Below are 19,142 nucleotides of genomic sequence, written 5' to 3'. Positions count from 1 at the left end.
CCGACCGGACGACGCCCCCCGCGCATCAGTAGGCCCCCTGTCCCTGAAGCACCGCACGCAGCGTCTTCCACAAAATCACTGTGTCAAGGGCGAGCGACCAGTCCTCCACGTACCGCAGGTCCAGCCGGACCGCCTCCTCCCACGGCAGGTCGCTGCGTCCGCTGATCTGCCACAGGCCGGTGAGCCCGGGCTTGACCAGCAGCCGCCGCCGGATGTCCGGGCCGTACGCAGCGGACTCCTCCGGTAACGGAGGCCGCGGACCGACGAGCGACATCGAGCCGGTGAGCACGTTGAAAAGCTGCGGGAGCTCGTCGATCGAGTACCGGCGCAGCACCGCTCCCACCCGGGTCACCCGCGGATCCCGGCGGAGCTTGAACAGCAGGCCGGCGCCCTCGTTGCGGTCGGCCAGCTCGGCACGTGCCCCGTCGGCCCCGGCGACCATGGTGCGGAACTTGAAAATGGTGAACTCACGGCCGTCCTTGCCGACCCTGCGCTGGCGGTAGACCGTCCCACCCCGACTGTCCACCAGCACGAGCAGCCCGACGAGCACCATCAGCGGCGCGAACAGCATCAGCAGGACCGCCGCGCCCATCCGGTCGACGACCTCTTTGACCGCCCGGCGGCCCCCGGTGAAGGTCGGCATGCTGACCCGCAGCAGCGGGATCCCGAGCACCGCGTCGACGTGCAGCCGCGGGCCGGCCACCTCCATCAGCACGGGGGCCACGACCATCTCGGCATCGCTGCCTTCGAGGTTCCAGGCCAGCCGCTGCAGCCGTTCCGGTGACCAGTGCGGGTCCGGTGTGACCGCGACGACACGGTAGCCGTCGCGGCAGACGTGGCCCGCGACGTCGGCCAGTCGGCCGACGACCGGCACTCCGTCCAGTTGGTCACTGTCGAGCCCGAGACCGTCCGGCGTGCACACCGCCTCCACCCGCCAGCCGAGGTGCGGGAACTTGCGGGTTCGGGTGATCAGGTCGCGCACGGTGGCCGGGCTCCCGGCAGCGAGCACCGGGCGCAGGCACCGTCCCTCTTTCCGCTGTTTATGCAGCCAGAGGCGCAGCAGATACCGCTCGGTCATGGTGATGAGCGCGATCGCCGGGATCGCGACGAAGATCCAGAGCTTGATGTTGCGCGAGGTGAGGGCGATCCCGCCGAGCGCCAGTACGACGGCCGCCGTGAACAGTGAGCGTCCGAGCCGGCGGAATTCCTCGGCGCCCTGGCCGAGCACCGCCGGAGCCCACGACCGGCTCACCGCAAGCGCTCCCAGCACCAGCAGTTCGGTGCCGAAGGCGAGAATTCTCCACTTCTCGTGCCAGTTGGCCGCATCCCGGACCCCGAAGAAGCCGCCGATCGCCGCCACCACGAAGGCGGTGGCCAACGTATCGCTGGTGATCACGGTACGGCGGTACCGCTGCTCCCAGTCGATCGCGGGCCGGCTGATTGCCCGTTTCTCCAGACGCCCGCGCGCCGATGGAAACGGGTCGACTAATTCCCCCTGCTGCACAGCCCCCCCCAGGGCGCCAGTGGGCTCGACGTGTTTGCTCCACACGGTTCCTCCCCCCGGGAGGCCCCCGCCCCCCGCACTGTTCCTCACCTCGGGAGGCACCGCCCCCCGCGCCGCGCCGTTCCTCCCTCCGGGAGGCCCCCGCCCCCCGCGAATGACATACCGGCTATTGCGGCGCTACGTGAACACCCCACCCAGGCGGCAGCGGACTCGCATGTGACGCGGCTGCTGGCTGTCCGTAGCGCCGGACCTATAGATCATTATTTGTCGCCTCGTGTCCAAGCATCTGAAGCGAAAGCACGGTCAATCTAGACCATCGGGGCCCGTCTGGAGAGGGGGATGTGTGGAATTTGTGCTCAAGCTTTGAAGGTAGATCCACCGACGGGTGACCGCCTGCGGGTGCCTTGACGACGGAGAGGTGCTGTGACCTGTGGTGACGGGAGTTCTCCGGGCTGCCGGCACCGGCAACCCCGAGGCGTCCCGGCACTGCCGACTGGGCCGCGCTTGTCCGCGAGGTCTTCCATCCGGTCAGGCCCCCACAGTCACGAACCCCGCTATAGGGGCAGCTGTGAGATGTGGGAGCGTGAGCAGGTGAGTGAGACGACGGCTGAGACCCTGCAATACCGCTTTGACGGGCCAGAAGACGCACCGGTCCTGATCTTGGGACCCTCCCTCGGCACTACATGGCACATGTGGGACCGCCAGATCGCCGAACTGTCCCGGCAGTGGCGGGTGTTCCGCTTCGATCTGCCGGGCCACGGCGGTGCCCCGGCCCACCCCGCATCCGCCGTTGCCGAGCTCGCCGACCGGCTGCTGGGGGTCCTCGACGAGCTGGGCATCCAGCGCTTCGGCTATGTGGGCTGTTCCATCGGCGGCGCGATCGGCATCGAGCTGGCGCTGCGCCATCCGCACCGGATGGCCTCCCTCGCCCTGGTCGCCGCGTCGCCGCGGTTCGGGACCGCCGACGAGTTCCGTCAGCGCGGCGTGATCGTCCGCACCAACGGCCTGGACCCGATGGCACGCAGCGCGCCCGAGCGCTGGTTCACCCAGGGCTTCGCCGCCGCTCAGCCCGCGATCGTCGAGTGGGCCGTCCAGATGGTGCGCACCACCGACCCGGGCTGCTACATCGCCGCCTGCGAGGCACTCGCTGCCTTCGACGTACGCGCCGAACTGGGCAGGATCGGTGTGCCCACCCTCGTCCTGGTCGGCTCCGAGGACCAGGTCACCGGGCCCGCCGAGGCCCGCACCCTGGTGGCCGGCATACCCGATGCCAGGCTGGCGCTGGTGCCGGGCGCCTCCCACCTCGCACCCGTCGAGCAGCCCGCCGCGGTCACCGACCTTCTTGTACGCCACTTCTCCACCGCCTGGCAGACGGCATCCGACCCGGCCACCGGTCTCACCGCGATCCCCGACCGGGGTGTCGCGCCCGCCGTCTCCGCCCCGGCGGGGCCGCTCGCCGAGATCGCCCCGGCCTCGCCCGTACAGCCCGAAGCGGTACAGCAGGGACGCCCGGATCCGTATGCGGCGGGGATGAAGGTGCGGCGCGAGGTCCTCGGCGACGCGCATGTGGACCGGGCGACTGCCGCGGCCGACGACTTCACCGGCGACTTCCAGGAGCTGATCACCCGCTATGCCTGGGGCGAGGTCTGGACCCGCGAGGGCCTCGACAGACGCACCCGCAGCGTGGTGACACTGACCGCGCTGGTGGCGGCCGGACACCTGGACGAGCTGGCCTTCCACACCCGCGCGGCCCTGCGCAACGGACTGACGCCCGCCGAGATCAAGGAAGTCCTGATCCACACGGCCGTCTACTGCGGGGTCCCCGCGGCGAACGCAGCCTTCAGGGTCGCCCAGGCCGTCATCCAGGAGGAGACCAACCCCAGGGCCTGACCCCGCCGGACGGGCCCCCCGTAGCAGGATGGGGGCATGAGGCTCACGAAGAGGAAGCACGCCTGCATCCGTCTCGAGAAGGACGGGCAGACGCTCGTCATCGATCCCGGCACCTTCAGCGAGGAGGATGCCGCCGTCGGTGCGGACGTCATCCTGGTGACGCACGAGCATCTCGACCACTTCAACGAGGACCGGCTGCGGGCGGCGCTCGAAGCCAACCCGGCCGCCGGGATCTGGACCCTGCGGAGCGTCGCCGAGAAGATCTCGGCGGCGTTCCCCGGCCGCGTCCACACCGTCGGCCACGGCGACACGTTCAGCGCGGCCGGCTTCGACGTCCAGGTCCACGGCGAACTGCACGCGGTGATCCACCCGGACATCCCCCGGATCACCAACGTCGGCTATCTGGTGGACGGTTCCGTCTTCCACCCCGGCGACGCCCTCACCGTCCCCGACCACCCGGTCGAGACGCTGATGCTCCCCGTGCACGCGCCCTGGAACAAGATCTCCGAGGTCATCGACTACGTACGAGAGGTGAAGCCGCGGCGCGCCATCGACATCCACGACGCCCTGCTCACCGATCTCGCCCGGCCGATCTACGACAGGCAGATCGGCGCGCTCGGCGGCGCCGGGCACGACCGGCTGACCCCGGGCGAGGGCACTGACGTATGACGGCCGCATCCGTGACTGTCAGACCCCGCGGATAGTCTTCTCCCCATGCGCATTGCCACCTGGAACGTCAATTCGATCACCGCTCGGCTGCCCCGGTTGCTGGCCTGGCTGGAGAGCACCGGCACGGACGTGCTGTGCCTCCAGGAGACCAAGTGCACCGAGGAGCAGTTCCCGGCCGACGAGCTGCGCGAGCGCGGCTACGAATCCGCGATCCACGCCTCCGGCAGGTGGAACGGCGTGGCTCTGATCTCCAAGGCCGGCCTCGACGACGTGGTCAAGGGCCTGCCGGGCGGCCCGGAGTACGAGGGCGCGCTGGAGCCGCGGGCGATCTCCGCGACCTGCGGCCCGGTCCGGGTCTGGTCGGTCTATGTGCCCAACGGCCGCGAGGTCGCCCATGCGCACTATGCCTACAAGCTGAGCTGGCTGGCAGCGCTCCAGCGCTCGGTCGCCGAGGACGCGGCGGGCGACCGCCCGTTCGCTGTCCTCGGCGACTTCAACATCGCACCCACCGACGACGATGTGTGGGACCCGTCGTTCTTCGAGGGGCTGACCCATGTCACCCCGACCGAGCGGGCGGCGCTGGAGGCGCTGCGCGGGGCCGGTCTGTCCGACGTGGTGCCCCGCCCCCTCAAGTACGACCGCCCCTTCACATACTGGGACTACCGCCAGCTGTCCTTCCCGAAGAACAAGGGCATGCGCATCGACCTGGTCTACGGCAACGAACCCTTCGCCACGGCGGTCAAGGACAGCTATGTCGACCGTGAGGAGCGCAAGGGCAAGGGCGCCTCGGATCACGCCCCGGTCGTTGTGGATCTGGACATCTGATGTTGGTTGACGCGCGCCCTGTGGTGCGTTCGGCGGCCGGGATGCGAGGCTGAGCGGTATGAACATCCCTTTCTTGGACAACTGGCTCAAGCGGCACGGCGCCGAGCAGGAGGAGGACGACACCGCCGCCGAGTACGACCCGGAGCGTGCCGCGGCTGTCGCCGAGCTGCTCTCCGAGTGTGAGCTGCTGCGTGTCCGGGCGGGGCAGGCCGGGCTCGAACTGGACGACTCCCCGGGCTCGTTGTCGGCCCTCGATCAGTTGCCGCCGCGCTGGCGCGACGACCCCGAGGAGCTGCCGTGGCTGGGCAATGACGCGGGTCTCTACCTCGGCACTGTGATCGTCCGGACGGTGCCCGGCGCGGTCTGGCACATCTGGCCAGGTGGCCATCCGGTGGTGCGGCTCGTCTCCGGCCGCGAGATCAGCGTGGTGGAGGCGGGTCTGGAGTGGGCGGTCAACGGAGCGCCCCAGCTCTCCCAGGTCTACGCAGAAGCCGCCGAGGCCTGACCAGGCCAGCTGTACTTAATACGGCTTATGCCCCTTTTTGCGTGTCGGGTGTGAAGCCCCTTATCGGACTGGATAGTTTGCGCTGACCTCGACACAGCGAAGAGGGGGTAGGGCACTGTATGGTCGTCGATCCGTTGATCGATCGGGGGGTGCAGAACCTATGAGGCGTACAAGAGGCACCGGATGCGCGAGACCTGCGCTCGCCCCGGCCGATCCAGGGACGCTGCTGCCGGGTGTGCAGTAGCTCGTAGAGCCATTCCCGCCCGGCAGCAGCCGGTGATCACTCCTTGCGCAGCGGGACCGACAGATATGACGGGTCGGCTGCGGACGAGGAGAAGGTCAGCTGTGCGCCGGTCGGGTTGTGCTCGATGTAGAGCGGGTCGACAGTGTCCACGACCAGGGCGAGACGGTGGCCGGCCGGGACGTCGTAGGAGGTGGAGAACAGCTCCAGGTCGACGGCGAACGGCTTTCCGGGCGTCTCGCCGTGGAAGGTGTACGGCGCATTGCTGACCAGCTTGCCGAGGCCGAGCGGGCCCACGTCGTAGAGGTACGCGACGAGGGTGCCGCTCTCCTTGGTACTGGTGAGCGTGGTGTGCAGCCTGGCGGTGCCGCGGACGTGCTGCTCGGAGCCGTAGCGCTCGGACTTCCAGACGGCGGCGAAGAGGCGCGGCAGCAGCGGGATCGACGCCATGGGCGGCAGCTTGGCGAACTGGTCCAGCATGCTGGAGAGGAAGATGACCCCGCCGTTGGCGCCCGAGTCGATGTTGGCGTAGATCTTCTTGGTGCCGTCCAGATTGATCTTGCGCTCGGTCGCGGCGACCGACTTCCAGTCGGGGTAGCTCTCGTACGCACCCGTGGAGCGGGACTTGATGCGGACCGGCTCTTCGCGCTCGACGCCGTTGTCGACGCCCTTGAGGTAGTGGTCGAGCCAGCGACGGGTGCTGGTCCAGGTGTCGTTGGGTAGGCCGAGCAGGCCAGTGCCCTCGGCCGTGGCGTGGTCGCCGGGGCGGAACTCCAGCCGCTTGGGGCCGGTGAGCTTCTCGTAGAAGTCCGCGTACTGGTTGGGCGGGAAGATCGTGTCGCCCCAGGCGTTGCCGAGCATGATCGCGGCGCCGTTGGCGTTGATCCGGTCCAGATAGGTGAGGGGGGAGCGCTTCTTCCCCCAGGCGATCAGCCCCGGCTCCTTGGAGACGTCGGAGGAGAAGAAGTCCGCCGTGATCCGCTGGAACTCCTCGCTCGGCCGGCCGGTGACGTACCCCACTCCGGCGAGCATCGCCGTTGCCTGCACATGCTGGGTACGGCGGCTGTAGATGGACTCGACGAGGTCGGCCCAGCCGCTGAGCGCCGCGACCGCCTTGATCCGCTTGTCGTGGCCGGCGGCCAGCAGACAGATGCCCGCGCCGTACGACATCCCGGCCATGCCTACCTTGGCGGGGTCGGCGGGGGTGTGTGCCAGCGCCCAGTCGATCACCTTGGACGCGTCCGCGATGTCCGGCGGACCGGCCACCTCGATGGTGCCGCCGGACTGCCAGAAGCCGCGGACGTTGTAACTCACCACGACATAGCCCGAGTCGGCGAGCTGCTTGGCCTGGGTGAGGTATTCGATCTGGGGCAGGCCCCAGCTCGTGGGCAGCACGATCACGGGGTACTTCCGCGTGCCGTCCGCGTCGGCGGGCGTAACGACATTGGCCTTGAGTACGGTGCCGCCGTCGCCCTCGATGTCGACGAACTGTACGTCCGGAGCGGCGGATTGAGTCTGTGTCCGGGGAGCGGCCGCCGGGGCGGCGGGTGCCACTCCGACGGCCGGTCCGGCGAGAAGCGCTGCGGAAACGGTACCGATCGCGGTCGTGCGCAGAATCTTGCGCGTCTGTCCCACGGGTCCCCCTCACTCGTGTCAACAAAGTGACCCGACGGTAACCGGATGGACTTACTTGAGGTAACTCCTCGGTAAGTTACGCGACGGTAACGATTGTTGGACAACGCGTCAGTTGGCGCGCCCGCACGACCTCGGCGCCGAGGGGCGGGGTGGCCCGCGCGGCGCCGGGCGCTGTTTCGAGACAGGGGTTTGTGATCCGGATCCGGCCGAACTGCTCGGCGCCATTGGCCAATACGCGCCGGTAGCGCTCGCTTTCGCAGTCGAAACGCGCCAGTGAGCAACCGCAGGCCCCCTGTTCGCACTTGCTCGGTGGGGCAGTTGACACCAACGTGGTGGGGTAGGCCTGTGCCGGCGAACGGAGATGCCGTGGCCCCCTTCCTCCTGCCCCATTCGCTGCACGGATCGGGCCCCCACCGGATCATCGCCGTGCACGGATGGCTCGCCGACCGCGCCGCCTACGCCGCGACGCTGCCCGACCTCGACCGGGAGAACTTCAGCTACCTCTTCGTCGATCTCCGCGGCTACGGCGAGGCGATGGCCGCGCCTGGCGCGTACACCACGAGCGAGGGCGCCGCCGACATTCTCGCGCTCGCCGACCGGCTCGGCTGGGACTCCTTCTCGCTCATGGGGCACTCGATGGGCGCAGCGGTAGTCCAGCGCGTTCTGGCCGCCGCGCCGCACCGGGTGCGGCGGCTGGTCGGTATCTCGCCGGTGCCCGCGAGCGGTCTGAAGATGCCGCCGGAGCAGTGGGAGCTGTTCGCCTCGGCCGCCGAGAAGCCGGAGAACCGCCGCGTCATCATCGACACCACCACCGGATCGGTGCGGCCGGCCGCCTGGCTGGACCGGATGGTCGACCGGTCCCTGGCCCGCAGCGAGCCCGTGGCCATGCGCGCCTGGCTGGACTCCTGGGCCGGTGAGGACTTCACCGTCGAGGTGGCGGGCTCCGAAACCCCGGCGCTTGCGGTGACGGGGGCGCTCGACCCCGCGATCAGCGCGGAGCTCATGCGGCAGACCTGGTTGCGCTGCTACCGGCGCGGCGAGGTGACCGAGCTGGCGTGCGCAGGACACCACGCGATGGACGAGTCCCCGCTCCAGCTGATCCGTACCGTCGAGGACTTCCTACGGGCGGGCGCCCGCGTATGACACCGCGATGACTTCGCGTAAGACAATGCCCGCATGACGAGGCCCGAACAGAGCGTGCCGGATGTCTTCGACCCGCGGATCTACGCCGCCGGCCTGCCCCACGACGCCTTCCGCGAGCTGCGCGAGATGCACCCGGTGGCCTGGCAGCACGAGTACGAAGTCCTGGGCTGGCCTGCCGGACCCGGCTTCTGGGCGGTCACCCGGCACGCCGACGTCGTCCGCGTCCTGAAGGACTCGCAGACGTTCTCGTCCCACCTCGGGGCCACCCAGATCCGCGATCCGGACCCGGCCGACCTCTCCTTCATCCGGCGCATGATGCTCAACCAGGACCCGCCAGAACACGGACGGCTGCGCCGGCTGGTCAGCCGCGCCTTCACGCCCGGGCGCATCGACCGATTCGCCGCGGCCGCCCGCGCCCGGGCCCGTCAACTCCTCGCCGCCACCAGGGACATGGGGCCCGTCGTCGATCTCGTCAGCACCGTCACGGACGACTACGCCCTGCTCAACCTCGCCGATCTGCTCGGTGTCCCCACGAGCGACCGGAGCCTGCTGCTGAAGTGGACCGAGCGCGTCATCGCCTACCAGGACCCGGACGAGCCGCCGGTGCTCGGACCCGACGGCCGGCCCGTCAACCCCCGCTCGCCGGCCATGCTCCAGGAGATGTTCACGTACGCCCAGGAGCTCGCCGCGTACAAGAGACGCAGTCCCGCCGACGACGTGATGACCTCGCTCGCGCAGTCGGAACTCTCGGACGCCGAGCTGGAGATGTTCTTCTTCCTGCTGACGGTCGCCGGCAACGACACCGTGCGAAGCGCCGCCCCCGGCGGCTTTCTGACGCTCGGTCAGCATCCGGACGAACAGCGCAGGCTGTGGGCGGGCGAGGCGGACCTGGACCGGGCCGTCGACGAGCTGCTGCGTCGCCATCCACCCGTCCTCAGCTTCCGCCGGACCGCGACCCGGGACACCCAGCTGGCCGGGCAGCAGATCCGTACGGGAGACAAGGTCGTCGTCTTCCACGCCTCCGCCAACCACGACGAACGGGTCTTCGAGGCTCCGTACGGACTCGACCTGAACCGTTCGCCGAATCCGCACGTGTCCTTCGGCGACGGACCGCATGTGTGCCTCGGCGCCCACTTCGCCCGGCTCCAGCTGCGCGTCCTGTACGGGGAGGCGCGGGAACTGCTGCCGCCGCCGGTGACCGCGGGCCCGCCGAAGCGGCTGGTCTCCAACTTCATCAACGGCGTGAAGTCGCTGCCGGTGACTTTGGCGTAGCGGTGCCGGTTCCCCCGCTTCCTCAATCTCTCCCGGACTTCGTCCGGGGGGACCCCCAGACGGGCTTGATTTCCGGCCCAGTACCGTTCAGCTCGACGCGCGGTGTGTGGGGCGCGCCGCAGGCAACGGCGTCTGCGCCATGCGGGTCACATCGGCGACAAGCTCCACCACATCGGGGCCGTACGCCTGCGAGTTGACCACCTTCAGCAGCAGACAGAAGGAGTTCGCGCCGTGCTTGCGAGCGAGCTTCTCGTGGTGGCGGGCCAGATAGCGGGTCGCCGCCTGGTTGGTGATGGCGCGCTGGCCGCAGAAGAGGAAGACGGGCCGGGCGTCCTGGCCCGCGGTGAGCCGTGCCAGCAGGACATATTCCGCGATGCCCGGCTCCATGCGGTAGGGCTCCGAGCCGATCTGGAACGCGCCCTGGTCCGGGCCCGGCTCCGGGTCCGTGTTGACCTTCACACCGGGCAGCAGCGAGTGCAGGTGCGCGGCCATCCGCCGATTCGACACCGGCCCGCCCACACAGAACTCGGTGCGCTCACCGAAGCCCTGCTGGGCTATGTCGTGCCAGACGATCTGCGCGTTGGCCCCGCAGTCCTTGATCAGCGCGGAGAGTTCGAGCAGCGCGAAGACGTCGAAGCGGTGCACGGAGCCGTCCCGGCCGGCCTCGCGATTGACGACGAGCAGCGATTCGGAGTTTCCGGGCAGCCCGAAGAATGCCTGTTTGCGCCGGAGCCGGCGCCGCCACAGATAGGTGCGGCCGAGCCAGCCGAGCGAGGCGCTGAGGCCGGCGGCCACCACGCCGAGCACGATGTTGCGTACGTCGTCAGTCATGGGCGCGCATGGTAGCGGTGTTTGCGGACCATTGTTCGAGGCAGTCCTGACGGGAGCGCGACCGTGAAGTTACAGTGCGCGGACGCACGTTGACTGGAGGTACGGATGCGTCGTACAGCCGCACGGAATGTGTCGGTTCTGGCCGTTGCCGCGGCCGTGCTATCGATCGGCGCGGCGGCGCCGCCCACCCACTCCCCGCCGGCCACCGCGCCCGTGAAGACCCCGGTGGCGGCCGGATACGGCGGCGCGGTCGCGAGCGTCGACGCGGACGCCTCGGCCGCCGGGATCGAGGTGCTGCGGCGCGGCGGCAACGCCGTGGACGCGGCGGTGGCGACGGCGGCCGCCCTCGGGGTCACCGAGCCGTACTCGGCGGGCATCGGCGGTGGCGGCTACTTCGTCTACTACGACGCCAAGTCCCGTACGGTCCACACCATCGACGGCCGCGAGACCGCGCCCCGATCCGCCGACGCCTCCCTCTTTCTGGAGAACGGCAAGCCGATCCCCTTCGAGGAGGGCATGACGAGCGGTCTCGGCGTCGGCACACCCGGCACCCCGGCGACATGGGACACGGCGCTCGACGCATGGGGCTCCAGGCCACTGCGGCAGCTGCTGAAGCCGGCCGAGCGCCTGGCGAGCGACGGCTTCACCGTCGACGCCACCTTCCGCTCCCAGACCCAGACGAACCAGGAGCGCTTCGCGGACTTCCCGGACACCGCGAAGCTCTTCCTGCCGGGTGGACAGCTGCCGGTGGTCGGCTCGGTCTTCAAGAACCCGGACCTGGCCCGTACATACAAGGAACTGGGCCGCAAGGGCGTCGGCGCGCTGTACCGGGGCGACATCGCCAAGGACATCGTCAGCACCGTCCGCACACCACCCGTGGCCGCGGGCACGACGCGCAAGGTGCGGGCCGGCGATCTGACGGCGAAGGACCTGCGGTCGTACGAGACGGTGCGGCGCGCGCCCACCAAGGTGTCCTACCGCGGCCTCGACGTGTACAGCATGGCGCCGTCGTCGTCCGGCGGCACGAGCGTCGGCGAGGCGCTCAACATCCTGGAGCGGACCGACCTCTCGAAGGCCACCCAGGCGGAGTATCTGCACCGCTTCATCGAGGCCGGGCGGATCGCCTTCGCGGACCGCGGTCGCTGGGTCGGCGACCCGGCCTTCGAGGACGTGCCGACGAAGGGGCTGCTGTCGCAGCGGTTCGCGGACTCGCGCGGCTGCCTCATCAAGGACGACGCGGTGCTCACCAGCCCGCTCGCACCGGGCGACCCGAGCAGCCCCGCCGCGTGCGGAGGATCGGGTACCGCCGCCCCCACCACGTACGAGGGCGAGAACACCACCCATCTGACGGCCGCCGACAAGTGGGGCAACGTCGTCGCGTACACCCTGACGATCGAGTCCACCGGCGGCAGCGGCATCACCGTGCCGGGACGCGGCTTCCTGCTCAACAACGAGCTGACCGACTTCTCCTTCGCCCCGGCCAACCCGGCGGTCCACGACCCGAATCTGCCGGGCCCGGGCAAGCGCCCGCGCTCGTCCATCTCGCCGACGATCGTGCTCGAGCACGGCCGTCCGCTCCTGGCGGTCGGCTCACCGGGTGGCGCGACGATCATCACGACGGTGCTCCAGACGCTGACGGGCCGTCTGGACCGGGGTCTGCCGCTGGTCGAGGCGATCGCCGCGCCGCGCGCGAGCCAGCGCAACCAGACGACCACGGAGCTTGAGCCCGCCCTGTGGAACAGCCCGCTGCGCGCCGAGCTGGAGGCCATCGGTCACGCGTTCCGGCAGAACCCGGAGATCGGCGCCGCGACGGGCGTTGAGCGACTGCCCGACGGACGTTGGCTGGCGGCGGCCGAAAAGGTACGCAGGGGTGGGGGTTCGGCAATGGTCGTACATCCGTTCGGTAACCCGTACGGCGGCTGACCGGACGCGCGGGGGCCGTGAGCGAGGGAGCCTTTTCGTACTTCTGAACAGAAAGGCTCCCTTGTGCACATACGACATGCCGCTCTCGCCGCGGCCGCCGGTTCCGCCCTGCTCGCGGCGGCCATAGAACCGACCCACGCCGCCGCCCGCCCGCAACTGCGCGGCGAGGCTCCCGAGGACTCCGCGGTGAGGGAGGGCACTGTCGGCGCGGCCGCTCTGCTTGCCAAGGTCAAGGGCTGCACGCAGATATCGAAGGGCAAATACCGCACGGACGACGGCCTCCGCCGCGGCCGCGCCCGCACGGCCGCGAACGTCCCCGTCTGCAAGAAGAACGGGGCGGTGTTCTGGAAGGCCGACATGGACATCGACTGCGACGGCCAGCCCACCGCCAAGTGCAACTCGACGACGGACGCGTACTTCCAGAGTGCGACAGCGTTCCAGCAGTCCGACGGGCGGCAGCTGAACTCCGAGAAGCTGCCGTTCGTCGTGGTGCCGAGCTCCAGTTCGATCTGGAACTACCGCACGTCGGGCATCGTGGGCGGCACGGTCGCCGCCGTCATCTACAACAACCGTGTCGTGTACGCCGTCGTGGGCGACATGGGCCCCGGCGGGATCATCGGCGAGGCCTCGTACGCCACCGCGAAGGCGCTCGGCATCAATCCCGACCCGACGTACGGCGGCGTCGAGTCGGGTGTCACCTACATCCTGTTCACCAACTCCCGGGTGTCGCCGATCGAGAGCCACAGCGGAGCCGTAACTCTCGGTGACGCGCTGGCCAGGGAATTCGTGCAGAACAACGAGGATGTGCAACGGCAGAACCAGAGCGCCGACGAGGACACCTTCGAGGGCGGGGACATCCCCGAGGGCGGGGACGCCCCCGAGGAGGGGGCCAATCCCTAGAGGGCCGTCAGGATGCGGGGGCCGTCGTCCGTGATCGCCACCGTGTGCTCCGCGTGCGAGGCCCGGCTGCCGTCCGCCGTACGGATCGTCCAGCCGTCGCGCGCCGTGTAGTGGCCGTCCTTGCCGCCCTCGATCACCATCGGCTCGATCGCCAGCACCATGCCGTGGCGCAACGGCATGCCACGACCCGGGCGGCCCTCGTTCGGCACGCCCGGGTCCTCGTGCATGTGGCGGCCCACGCCGTGGCCGCCGAATCCGTCCGGGATGCCGTAACCCGCCGCGCGGCACACCTGGCCGATGGCGTGCGCGATGTCGCCGATGCGGTTGCCGACGGTGGCGGCCGCGATGCCCGCGTCAAGCGCCTCTTCGGCCGTGGCGATCAGCCGTACGTCCTCGGGGCGGGCGCGGCCGACGGTGAAGCTGACGGCCGCGTCGCCGACCCAGCCGCCGTGGATCGCGCCGCAGTCGATGCTCACCAGGTCGCCGTCGCGCAGCCGGTGGTCGTCGGGGATGCCGTGCACGATCGCGTCGTTGACGGAGGTGCAGATGACGGCGGGGAAGGGGGTCGGCGCCCAGTTCGGGCGGTAGCCGAGGAAGGGTGATCCTGCGTCGGCTTCGGCGAGGACCGCGCGGGCGGTCCGGTCCAGGTCACGGAGGCTGACGCCGACGGCCGCGGCCTCGCGGACCGCCGTGAGTGCCTGGGCCACGATCCGGCCCGCCACGCGCATCGCCTCGATCGATGTATCGGTCTTGATCTCCACCATGCCAATTACTATACCGCTACCGGTATTGGAATACCGGCATTAGAATACCGGCATGGTGCGCACCCCTCTCACTCCCGAAGAGCGCGAACGCGGCGAGCGGCTCGGTCAGTTGCTGCGCCGGGCGCGCGGCGAACGCAGCATGGTCGACGTGGCCGCGGCCGCCGGAATCTCCGCCGAGACACTGCGCAAGATCGAGACGGGCCGTGCCCCGACCCCCGCGTTCTTCACCGTGGCGGCGCTCGCCGGGGTGCTCGGCCTGTCGATGGACGACCTGATGGTGCGCTGCGCCCTGGCGCCGGCCGCCTGACCCCCTCTGTCCGTCCGTTGCCCGTTGTCTGCTGGCCGGCGACCGCTGGATGCGGTGGTGGTGCGGGCTCTCGATCTCGTCCAGCTGGGCGACGGCCGGCGTACGAGCGCGAGTAGTCTCGCGGCGTGACTCCCGAGGACTTCGCCGGTGCGAGCTATGTCAGTCTGACCACATTCCGCAAGGACGGGACAGGCGTCTCCACGCCCGTCTGGTTCGCCGTGGACGGCGGTGAGCTGTTCATCTGGACCCTGTCCGACTCCTGGAAGGTCAAGCGCCTTCGCAACAATAGCCGAGTCGTCGTCACCGTGTGCGACGCGCGGGGCAGGGTCGCGGACGGCGCGGTGAGCGCGGAGGGTACGGCCCGGCTGCTCGACGAAACCGGCGCGATCCGCAAACTGCTGTCCCGCAAGTACACCTGGCGGTTTTGGCTGGTCGACTGGCCGGCCACGATCGTCCGGCTGGGGAAGCGGCCGCACACCGGCATCGCGGTGTCTATCTGAAAACACTGCGTAGCAGTGCCGTAACACGTCTAAGGTCGAATGCCTGCGGACTGGCAAGTTCCAGTGGGCGGCGGGCAGGGGCGGCGATGACGGTGCAGCAACTTCGGGTAGAGGCCGGGGCATTCGCGCAGTACCTGAAGGGGCTGACCGGGCTCCTCGACCGGGAAAGCGGCTGGTACGGCATTTTCTGGCAGCGTGACCCCGACGGGATGCGGGCCTGCCTCGACGGGGCCGAGATCCCGCCCTGGGACGTGGTGGAGTCGCTGCTCCAGGACTTCGCGGTGGGGCGGGGGACGCTCTTCGCCGAGCCGGAGTCCGTACGCGCGCGCCAGCTCCACGCTGCCGCGGCGGCGGCCCACGACCGCCGGCCTGGGGGCCGTGAGGCGCTGCAGGAACGCCTGGAGCTGATGCTCCGGGAGGAGACATACGCGACGGGCCGGTCGGAAGAGCTGCTGCGCCGTCTGTCGGGGGAGCCGGAGGGGTCCGCAGCGGCCGGGCAACTGGCCCACGAGCTGGACTGGACGCGGGACGACTACGCGCGGGCGACGGCGCGCGTGGCGGAACTGACCGCAAGGCTGCACGCGCTGGGAGGCGCGCCCGAGGGCGACCGGGCTGCCGCCAGGCGGGGGCCCGAGGCCTCAGCCTCGGCCGGCGCGGAGCACGAGCGCGAGCCGGACGGCGGGTCGTGGGGCGGCCCGGTCGCCGCGGTCCCCGACGAACTGGACGACTGGTTCCGGCCCGGGATCGGCACCGCGAGCGGGACCGCCGCTCCTGACAGCCTGCGCGGTGCGGACGCGGGGCGCTGGGAGCACGCCCCCGACGCCTACTCGTCGTCGGGCGGCCGGTACGGGGCGGAGCCCGGGCGTGACGTCCGCGGCGCGTACCTCACGTCGGGCGGGTCCGCGCCGGCCGACCCTGGGCTTGGCGCCCTCAGACCCCGCCTCGCGGAGCAGTTCCGCGACGCGTACTCCTCGTCGGGCGGGCCCGCGGTGAGCGACGTTCCGGCCGCGCCCGGCTACGAGCCGCACGCGGCGGGCGGCGGGGTCGCAGCCGTGCGGGACCCGCACGACCTGCCCGGCGTCCCCGACGACTGGTTCCGTCCGGAAGCCGCGCGCACCGAGCCCGTACGCCCTGAACCCGTACGCACCGAAGCCGCCCCCGAGGTCGTCAAGAAGAAGCGGCGGCCCCGCGGGGCCCGGTTCGCCGGGGTCGAGGACGTCGGGGACGAGGCCGTCGCCGTGCCCGTACTGCCCGTCGGCGGGGACGTGCCCCGTGGCGCCCGGTTCGGCGGCGCGGCGACCGACCAGCCCGCGCCCCCGCCCGAGGCCCCCGCCGGTGCGCAGCGGGCCGCACGCGAGACCGTCGCCGCGCTCGGGCGGCTGCGGACCGAGGGGCGCAGCGGCGAGGCGCACGCCCTGCTCTGCGAGGCCGCCGCCCGCCCCGCCCCCTGGCTGCCCGTACTCGCTGGCGAACTGCACCGCGCCGGACTCGACGCCGACTGGGCCACCCTCCTGTGGGAGGTCGCCTCGCAGCCCGCCCTCAGGCTCTCGGCCGCCGCCGACGCGCTCGCCGCGGCCGGCCGCATCCAGGACAGCCGGCAGTTGCTGCGACAGGGCGTGACCCGACCGGCCGACGACATAGCCGCCGCCGTCCTCGCCCTGGAGGACGAGGGCCAGGAGTCCCAAGCACGGGCTTTACTGACCGCATTCGTGCAGGTACACGCCGCCGAGGACACCGCCCATCTCGCCGACAGAGATCCGCGTCGCCTCGTGCCGCAACTGCTCGCCTCCGCCCGCACGATCTCCTCGGACCACGAGCGCGATCTCGTCCACGCGCTGCGCGTCGCAGGCCACCTCGGCGCCTGATCGGGGGCGGGTCCGCGCCTGATCCGGGGCAGGTCCGCGACCCCTCCGCGGCCGATCCGCAGCGTTAGCCTTTCGGTGTGGACCGCTCGGGTGTGAAACATGATCGACTCTGCCGGTTAACGGCGATGGTCTTGCCCCCGTGTGTGACGGGGCTTACGTTCTCCTCCTACGCACCGAATCTACGTGCGTAGAAGCTCTCTGACCCCGCGTCCAAGGAGCAGCTCATGGCCAACGTCGTACGCGCCGCTCTCGTCCAGGCGACCTGGACCGGCGACACCGAATCCATGATTGCCAAACATGAGGAACACGCCCGGGAGGCGGCCCGTCAGGGCGCCAAGGTCATCGGTTTCCAAGAGGTATTCAACGCCCCTTACTTCTGTCAGGTCCAGGAGCCGGAGCACTACCGCTGGGCCGAGCCCGTCCCGGACGGCCCCACCGTCCGCCGGATGCAGGAGCTCGCCCGCGAGACCGGCATGGTGATCGTGGTCCCGGTCTTCGAGATCGAGGACTCCGGCTTCTACTACAACACCGCCGCCGTGATCGATGCCGACGGCTCCTACCTGGGCAAATACCGAAAGCACCACATCCCCCAGGTCAAGGGCTTCTGGGAGAAGTACTACTTCAAGCCGGGCAACGCCGGCTGGCCCGTATTCGACACCGCCGTCGGCAAGGTCGGCGTCTATATCTGCTACGACCGCCACTTCCCCGAGGGCTGGCGCCAACTCGGCCTGCACGGCGCTCAGTTGGTCTACAACCCGTCCGCCACCTCGCGCGGTCTGTCCTCCTACCTGTGGCAGCTCGAGCAGCCCGCGGCCGCCGTCGCCAACGAGTACTACATTGCCGCGATCAACCGCGTCGGCCAGGAGGAGTACGGCGACAACGACTTCTACGGCACCAGCTACTTCGTCGACCCGCGCGGCCAGTTCGTCGGCGATGTCGCCAGTGACACGAAGGAGGAACTGCTCGTCCGGGACCTCGACTTCGACCTGATCGACGTCGTACGACAGCAGTGGGCGTTCTACCGCGACCGCCGCCCCGACGCCTACGAAGGGCTGGTGCAGCCGTGACCGATCTGCACGACCGTCACAAGGCCGTCATCCCCGACTGGGTCGCGCTCTACTACCAGCAGCCCATTGAGATCACCCACGGCGAGGGACGCCATGTCTGGGACGCGGACGGCAACCGCTACCTGGACTTCTTCGGCGGCATCCTCACCACCATGACCGCCCATGCCCTCCCCGAGGTCACCAAGGCGGTGAGCGAGCAGGCCGGGCGGATCATCCACTCCTCCACGCTCTATCTCAACCGCCCGATGGTCGAGCTGGCCGAGCGGATCGCGACTCTCTCCGGCATCCCCGACGCCCGGGTCTTCTTCACCACGTCCGGCACGGAGGCCAACGACACCGCGCTGCTCCTGGCGACGGAGTACCGCCGGTCCAACCAGATCCTGGCGATGCGCAACAGCTACCACGGCCGGTCCTTCTCGGCGGTCGCCATCACCGGCAACCGCAGCTGGTCGCCCACCACCCTCTCCCCGCTGCAGACGCTGTACGTGCACGGAGGCATCCGCACCCGGGGCCCCTACGCCCAGCTGTCCGACGCGCAGTTCATCGAGGCATGCGTCGCGGACCTGGAAGACCTGCTCGGTCACACCCGCGACCCCGCCGCGCTGATCGCCGAGCCCATCCAGGGCGTCGGCGGCTTCACCTCCCCGCCCGACGGTCTGTACGCCGCGTTCCGCGAAGTCCTCGACCGGCACGGCATTCTGTGGATCGCCGACGAGGTGCAAACCGGCTGGGGACGTACGGGGGAGCACTTCTGGGGCTGGCAGGCACACGCCGAGAACGGCCCGCCGGACCTCCTCACCTTTGCCAAGGGCATCGGCAACGGCATGTCCATCGGCGGTGTCGTCGGCCGCGCCGAGATCATGAACTGTCTGGACGCCAACTCCATTTCGACCTTCGGCGGCTCCCCGGTCACCATGGCGGCGGGCCTCGCCAACCTCTCGTATCTGCTGGAGCACGACCTCCAGGGCAACGCCCGCCGCGTGGGCGGGCTGCTGATCGAGCGGCTGCGGGCCATCGGCGCGGGCGTCCCGGCCGTACGCGAAGTGCGCGGCCGCGGCCTGATGATCGGCATCGAGCTGGTCAGGCCCGGCACGGACGAGGCCAACCCGCAGGCGGCATCGGCCGTCCTGGAAGCCGCCCGCGAGGGCGGACTGCTGATCGGCAAGGGCGGCGGCCACAACACCAGCGCCCTGCGCATCGCCCCGCCCCTCTCGCTGACCGTCGCCGAGGCGGAAGAGGGCGCATCGATCCTCGAACGGGCCCTGCGCAGCGTGTAGTTACGTACGAGAGAGTACGAGAGG

At 70.2% G+C, this 19,142-nt stretch carries 17 protein-coding genes; 13 read left to right on the top strand and 4 right to left on the bottom strand.

Features of this window, described 5'->3' with window-relative positions:
• Positions 1 to 25 precede the first annotated feature (25 nt).
• Positions 26 to 1,504 (bottom strand): sugar transferase, encoded by a 1,479-nt coding sequence (locus tag ACI2LP_RS01840; RefSeq protein ID WP_404723036.1) that lies wholly within the window; start codon positions 1,502 to 1,504, stop codon positions 26 to 28.
• Positions 1,505 to 2,095: 591 nt separating this feature from the next.
• Between ACI2LP_RS01840 and pcaC the strand changes: the two genes are divergently transcribed.
• From pcaC to ACI2LP_RS01820, 4 genes are read left to right on the top strand one after another with little or no spacing between them, the layout of a single operon-like run.
• The gene (gene pcaC / locus ACI2LP_RS01835) at positions 2,096 to 3,394 is read left to right on the top strand and encodes a 4-carboxymuconolactone decarboxylase (protein ID WP_404722559.1); all 1,299 of its coding nucleotides are present in this window, start codon (positions 2,096 to 2,098) and stop codon (positions 3,392 to 3,394) included.
• Between the two features lie 36 nt (positions 3,395 to 3,430).
• Positions 3,431 to 4,063: an MBL fold metallo-hydrolase gene (locus ACI2LP_RS01830; protein ID WP_404722558.1), complete on the top strand. Its 633-nt coding sequence runs from the start codon at positions 3,431 to 3,433 to the stop codon at positions 4,061 to 4,063.
• 45 nt (positions 4,064 to 4,108) lie between these two features.
• Complete coding sequence (locus ACI2LP_RS01825; protein ID WP_404722557.1) at positions 4,109 to 4,888, top strand: exodeoxyribonuclease III; 780 nt, start codon at positions 4,109 to 4,111, stop codon at positions 4,886 to 4,888.
• 58 nt (positions 4,889 to 4,946) lie between these two features.
• Positions 4,947 to 5,393, top strand: coding sequence for a DUF6278 family protein (locus tag ACI2LP_RS01820; RefSeq protein ID WP_404722556.1), 447 nt, complete (start codon positions 4,947 to 4,949; stop codon positions 5,391 to 5,393).
• Between the two features lie 280 nt (positions 5,394 to 5,673).
• Here ACI2LP_RS01820 and ACI2LP_RS01815 read toward each other — a convergent pair whose 3' ends face one another.
• Positions 5,674 to 7,269 (bottom strand): alpha/beta fold hydrolase, encoded by a 1,596-nt coding sequence (locus tag ACI2LP_RS01815; protein ID WP_404722555.1) that lies wholly within the window; start codon positions 7,267 to 7,269, stop codon positions 5,674 to 5,676.
• Between the two features lie 366 nt (positions 7,270 to 7,635).
• Here ACI2LP_RS01815 and ACI2LP_RS01810 point away from each other — a divergent pair, with 366 nt between their 5' ends.
• Positions 7,636 to 8,412, top strand: coding sequence for an alpha/beta fold hydrolase (locus tag ACI2LP_RS01810; RefSeq protein ID WP_404722554.1), 777 nt, complete (start codon positions 7,636 to 7,638; stop codon positions 8,410 to 8,412).
• A 33-nt stretch (positions 8,413 to 8,445) separates the two neighbouring features.
• Positions 8,446 to 9,684, top strand: a complete 1,239-nt coding sequence (locus ACI2LP_RS01805) for a cytochrome P450 (protein WP_404722553.1) — start codon at positions 8,446 to 8,448, stop codon at positions 9,682 to 9,684.
• 87 nt (positions 9,685 to 9,771) lie between these two features.
• On the opposite strand, the gene ACI2LP_RS01800 is transcribed toward ACI2LP_RS01805, so the two are convergent.
• Positions 9,772 to 10,515, bottom strand: coding sequence for a hypothetical protein (locus tag ACI2LP_RS01800; protein WP_404722552.1), 744 nt, complete (start codon positions 10,513 to 10,515; stop codon positions 9,772 to 9,774).
• 105 nt (positions 10,516 to 10,620) lie between these two features.
• Between ACI2LP_RS01800 and ggt the strand changes: the two genes are divergently transcribed.
• Both ggt and ACI2LP_RS01790 read left to right on the top strand, forming a co-directional pair.
• Positions 10,621 to 12,438 carry a gamma-glutamyltransferase gene (gene ggt / locus ACI2LP_RS01795; RefSeq protein ID WP_404722551.1) on the top strand — a complete coding sequence of 606 codons (1,818 nt, stop codon included), beginning with the start codon at positions 10,621 to 10,623 and terminating at the stop codon, positions 12,436 to 12,438.
• A 63-nt stretch (positions 12,439 to 12,501) separates the two neighbouring features.
• Complete coding sequence (locus ACI2LP_RS01790; protein ID WP_404722550.1) at positions 12,502 to 13,338, top strand: glycoside hydrolase family 75 protein; 837 nt, start codon at positions 12,502 to 12,504, stop codon at positions 13,336 to 13,338.
• Here ACI2LP_RS01790 and map read toward each other — a convergent pair.
• Positions 13,335 to 14,102, bottom strand: a complete 768-nt coding sequence (gene map, locus ACI2LP_RS01785) for a type I methionyl aminopeptidase (RefSeq protein ID WP_404722549.1) — start codon at positions 14,100 to 14,102, stop codon at positions 13,335 to 13,337. The two genes, ACI2LP_RS01790 and map, sit on opposite strands and share 4 nt — an antisense overlap.
• A gap of 52 nt (positions 14,103 to 14,154) precedes the next feature.
• On the opposite strand from map, the gene ACI2LP_RS01780 reads away from it, so the two are divergent.
• The 5 genes from ACI2LP_RS01780 to ACI2LP_RS01760 all read left to right on the top strand — a co-directional run bounded on the left by ACI2LP_RS01780 (position 14,155) and on the right by ACI2LP_RS01760 (position 19,118).
• Positions 14,155 to 14,409, top strand: a complete 255-nt coding sequence (locus ACI2LP_RS01780) for a helix-turn-helix domain-containing protein (RefSeq protein ID WP_404722548.1) — start codon at positions 14,155 to 14,157, stop codon at positions 14,407 to 14,409.
• Between the two features lie 125 nt (positions 14,410 to 14,534).
• A complete protein-coding gene (locus tag ACI2LP_RS01775) occupies positions 14,535 to 14,909 on the top strand; it encodes a PPOX class F420-dependent oxidoreductase (protein WP_404722547.1) in 375 nt (124 codons plus the stop codon).
• 86 nt (positions 14,910 to 14,995) lie between these two features.
• Positions 14,996 to 16,774 (top strand): hypothetical protein, encoded by a 1,779-nt coding sequence (locus tag ACI2LP_RS01770; RefSeq protein ID WP_404722546.1) that lies wholly within the window; start codon positions 14,996 to 14,998, stop codon positions 16,772 to 16,774.
• 224 nt (positions 16,775 to 16,998) lie between these two features.
• Positions 16,999 to 17,841 (top strand): nitrilase-related carbon-nitrogen hydrolase, encoded by an 843-nt coding sequence (locus ACI2LP_RS01765; protein WP_360878962.1) that lies wholly within the window; start codon positions 16,999 to 17,001, stop codon positions 17,839 to 17,841.
• Positions 17,838 to 19,118: an aspartate aminotransferase family protein gene (locus tag ACI2LP_RS01760; protein WP_404722545.1), complete on the top strand. Its 1,281-nt coding sequence runs from the start codon at positions 17,838 to 17,840 to the stop codon at positions 19,116 to 19,118. The genes ACI2LP_RS01765 and ACI2LP_RS01760 overlap by 4 nt, the downstream gene beginning before the upstream one ends.
• The last annotated feature ends 24 nt before the right edge of the window (positions 19,119 to 19,142 follow it).

It is taken from the genome of Streptomyces sp. NPDC019890 (genome assembly GCF_044903445.1).
In the GTDB taxonomy this organism is placed as follows: Bacteria; Actinomycetota; Actinomycetes; order Streptomycetales; family Streptomycetaceae; genus Streptomyces.
The sequence above is the reverse complement of the archived record's forward strand: the minus strand, read 5'-3'. Positions and strand labels throughout refer to the sequence as shown.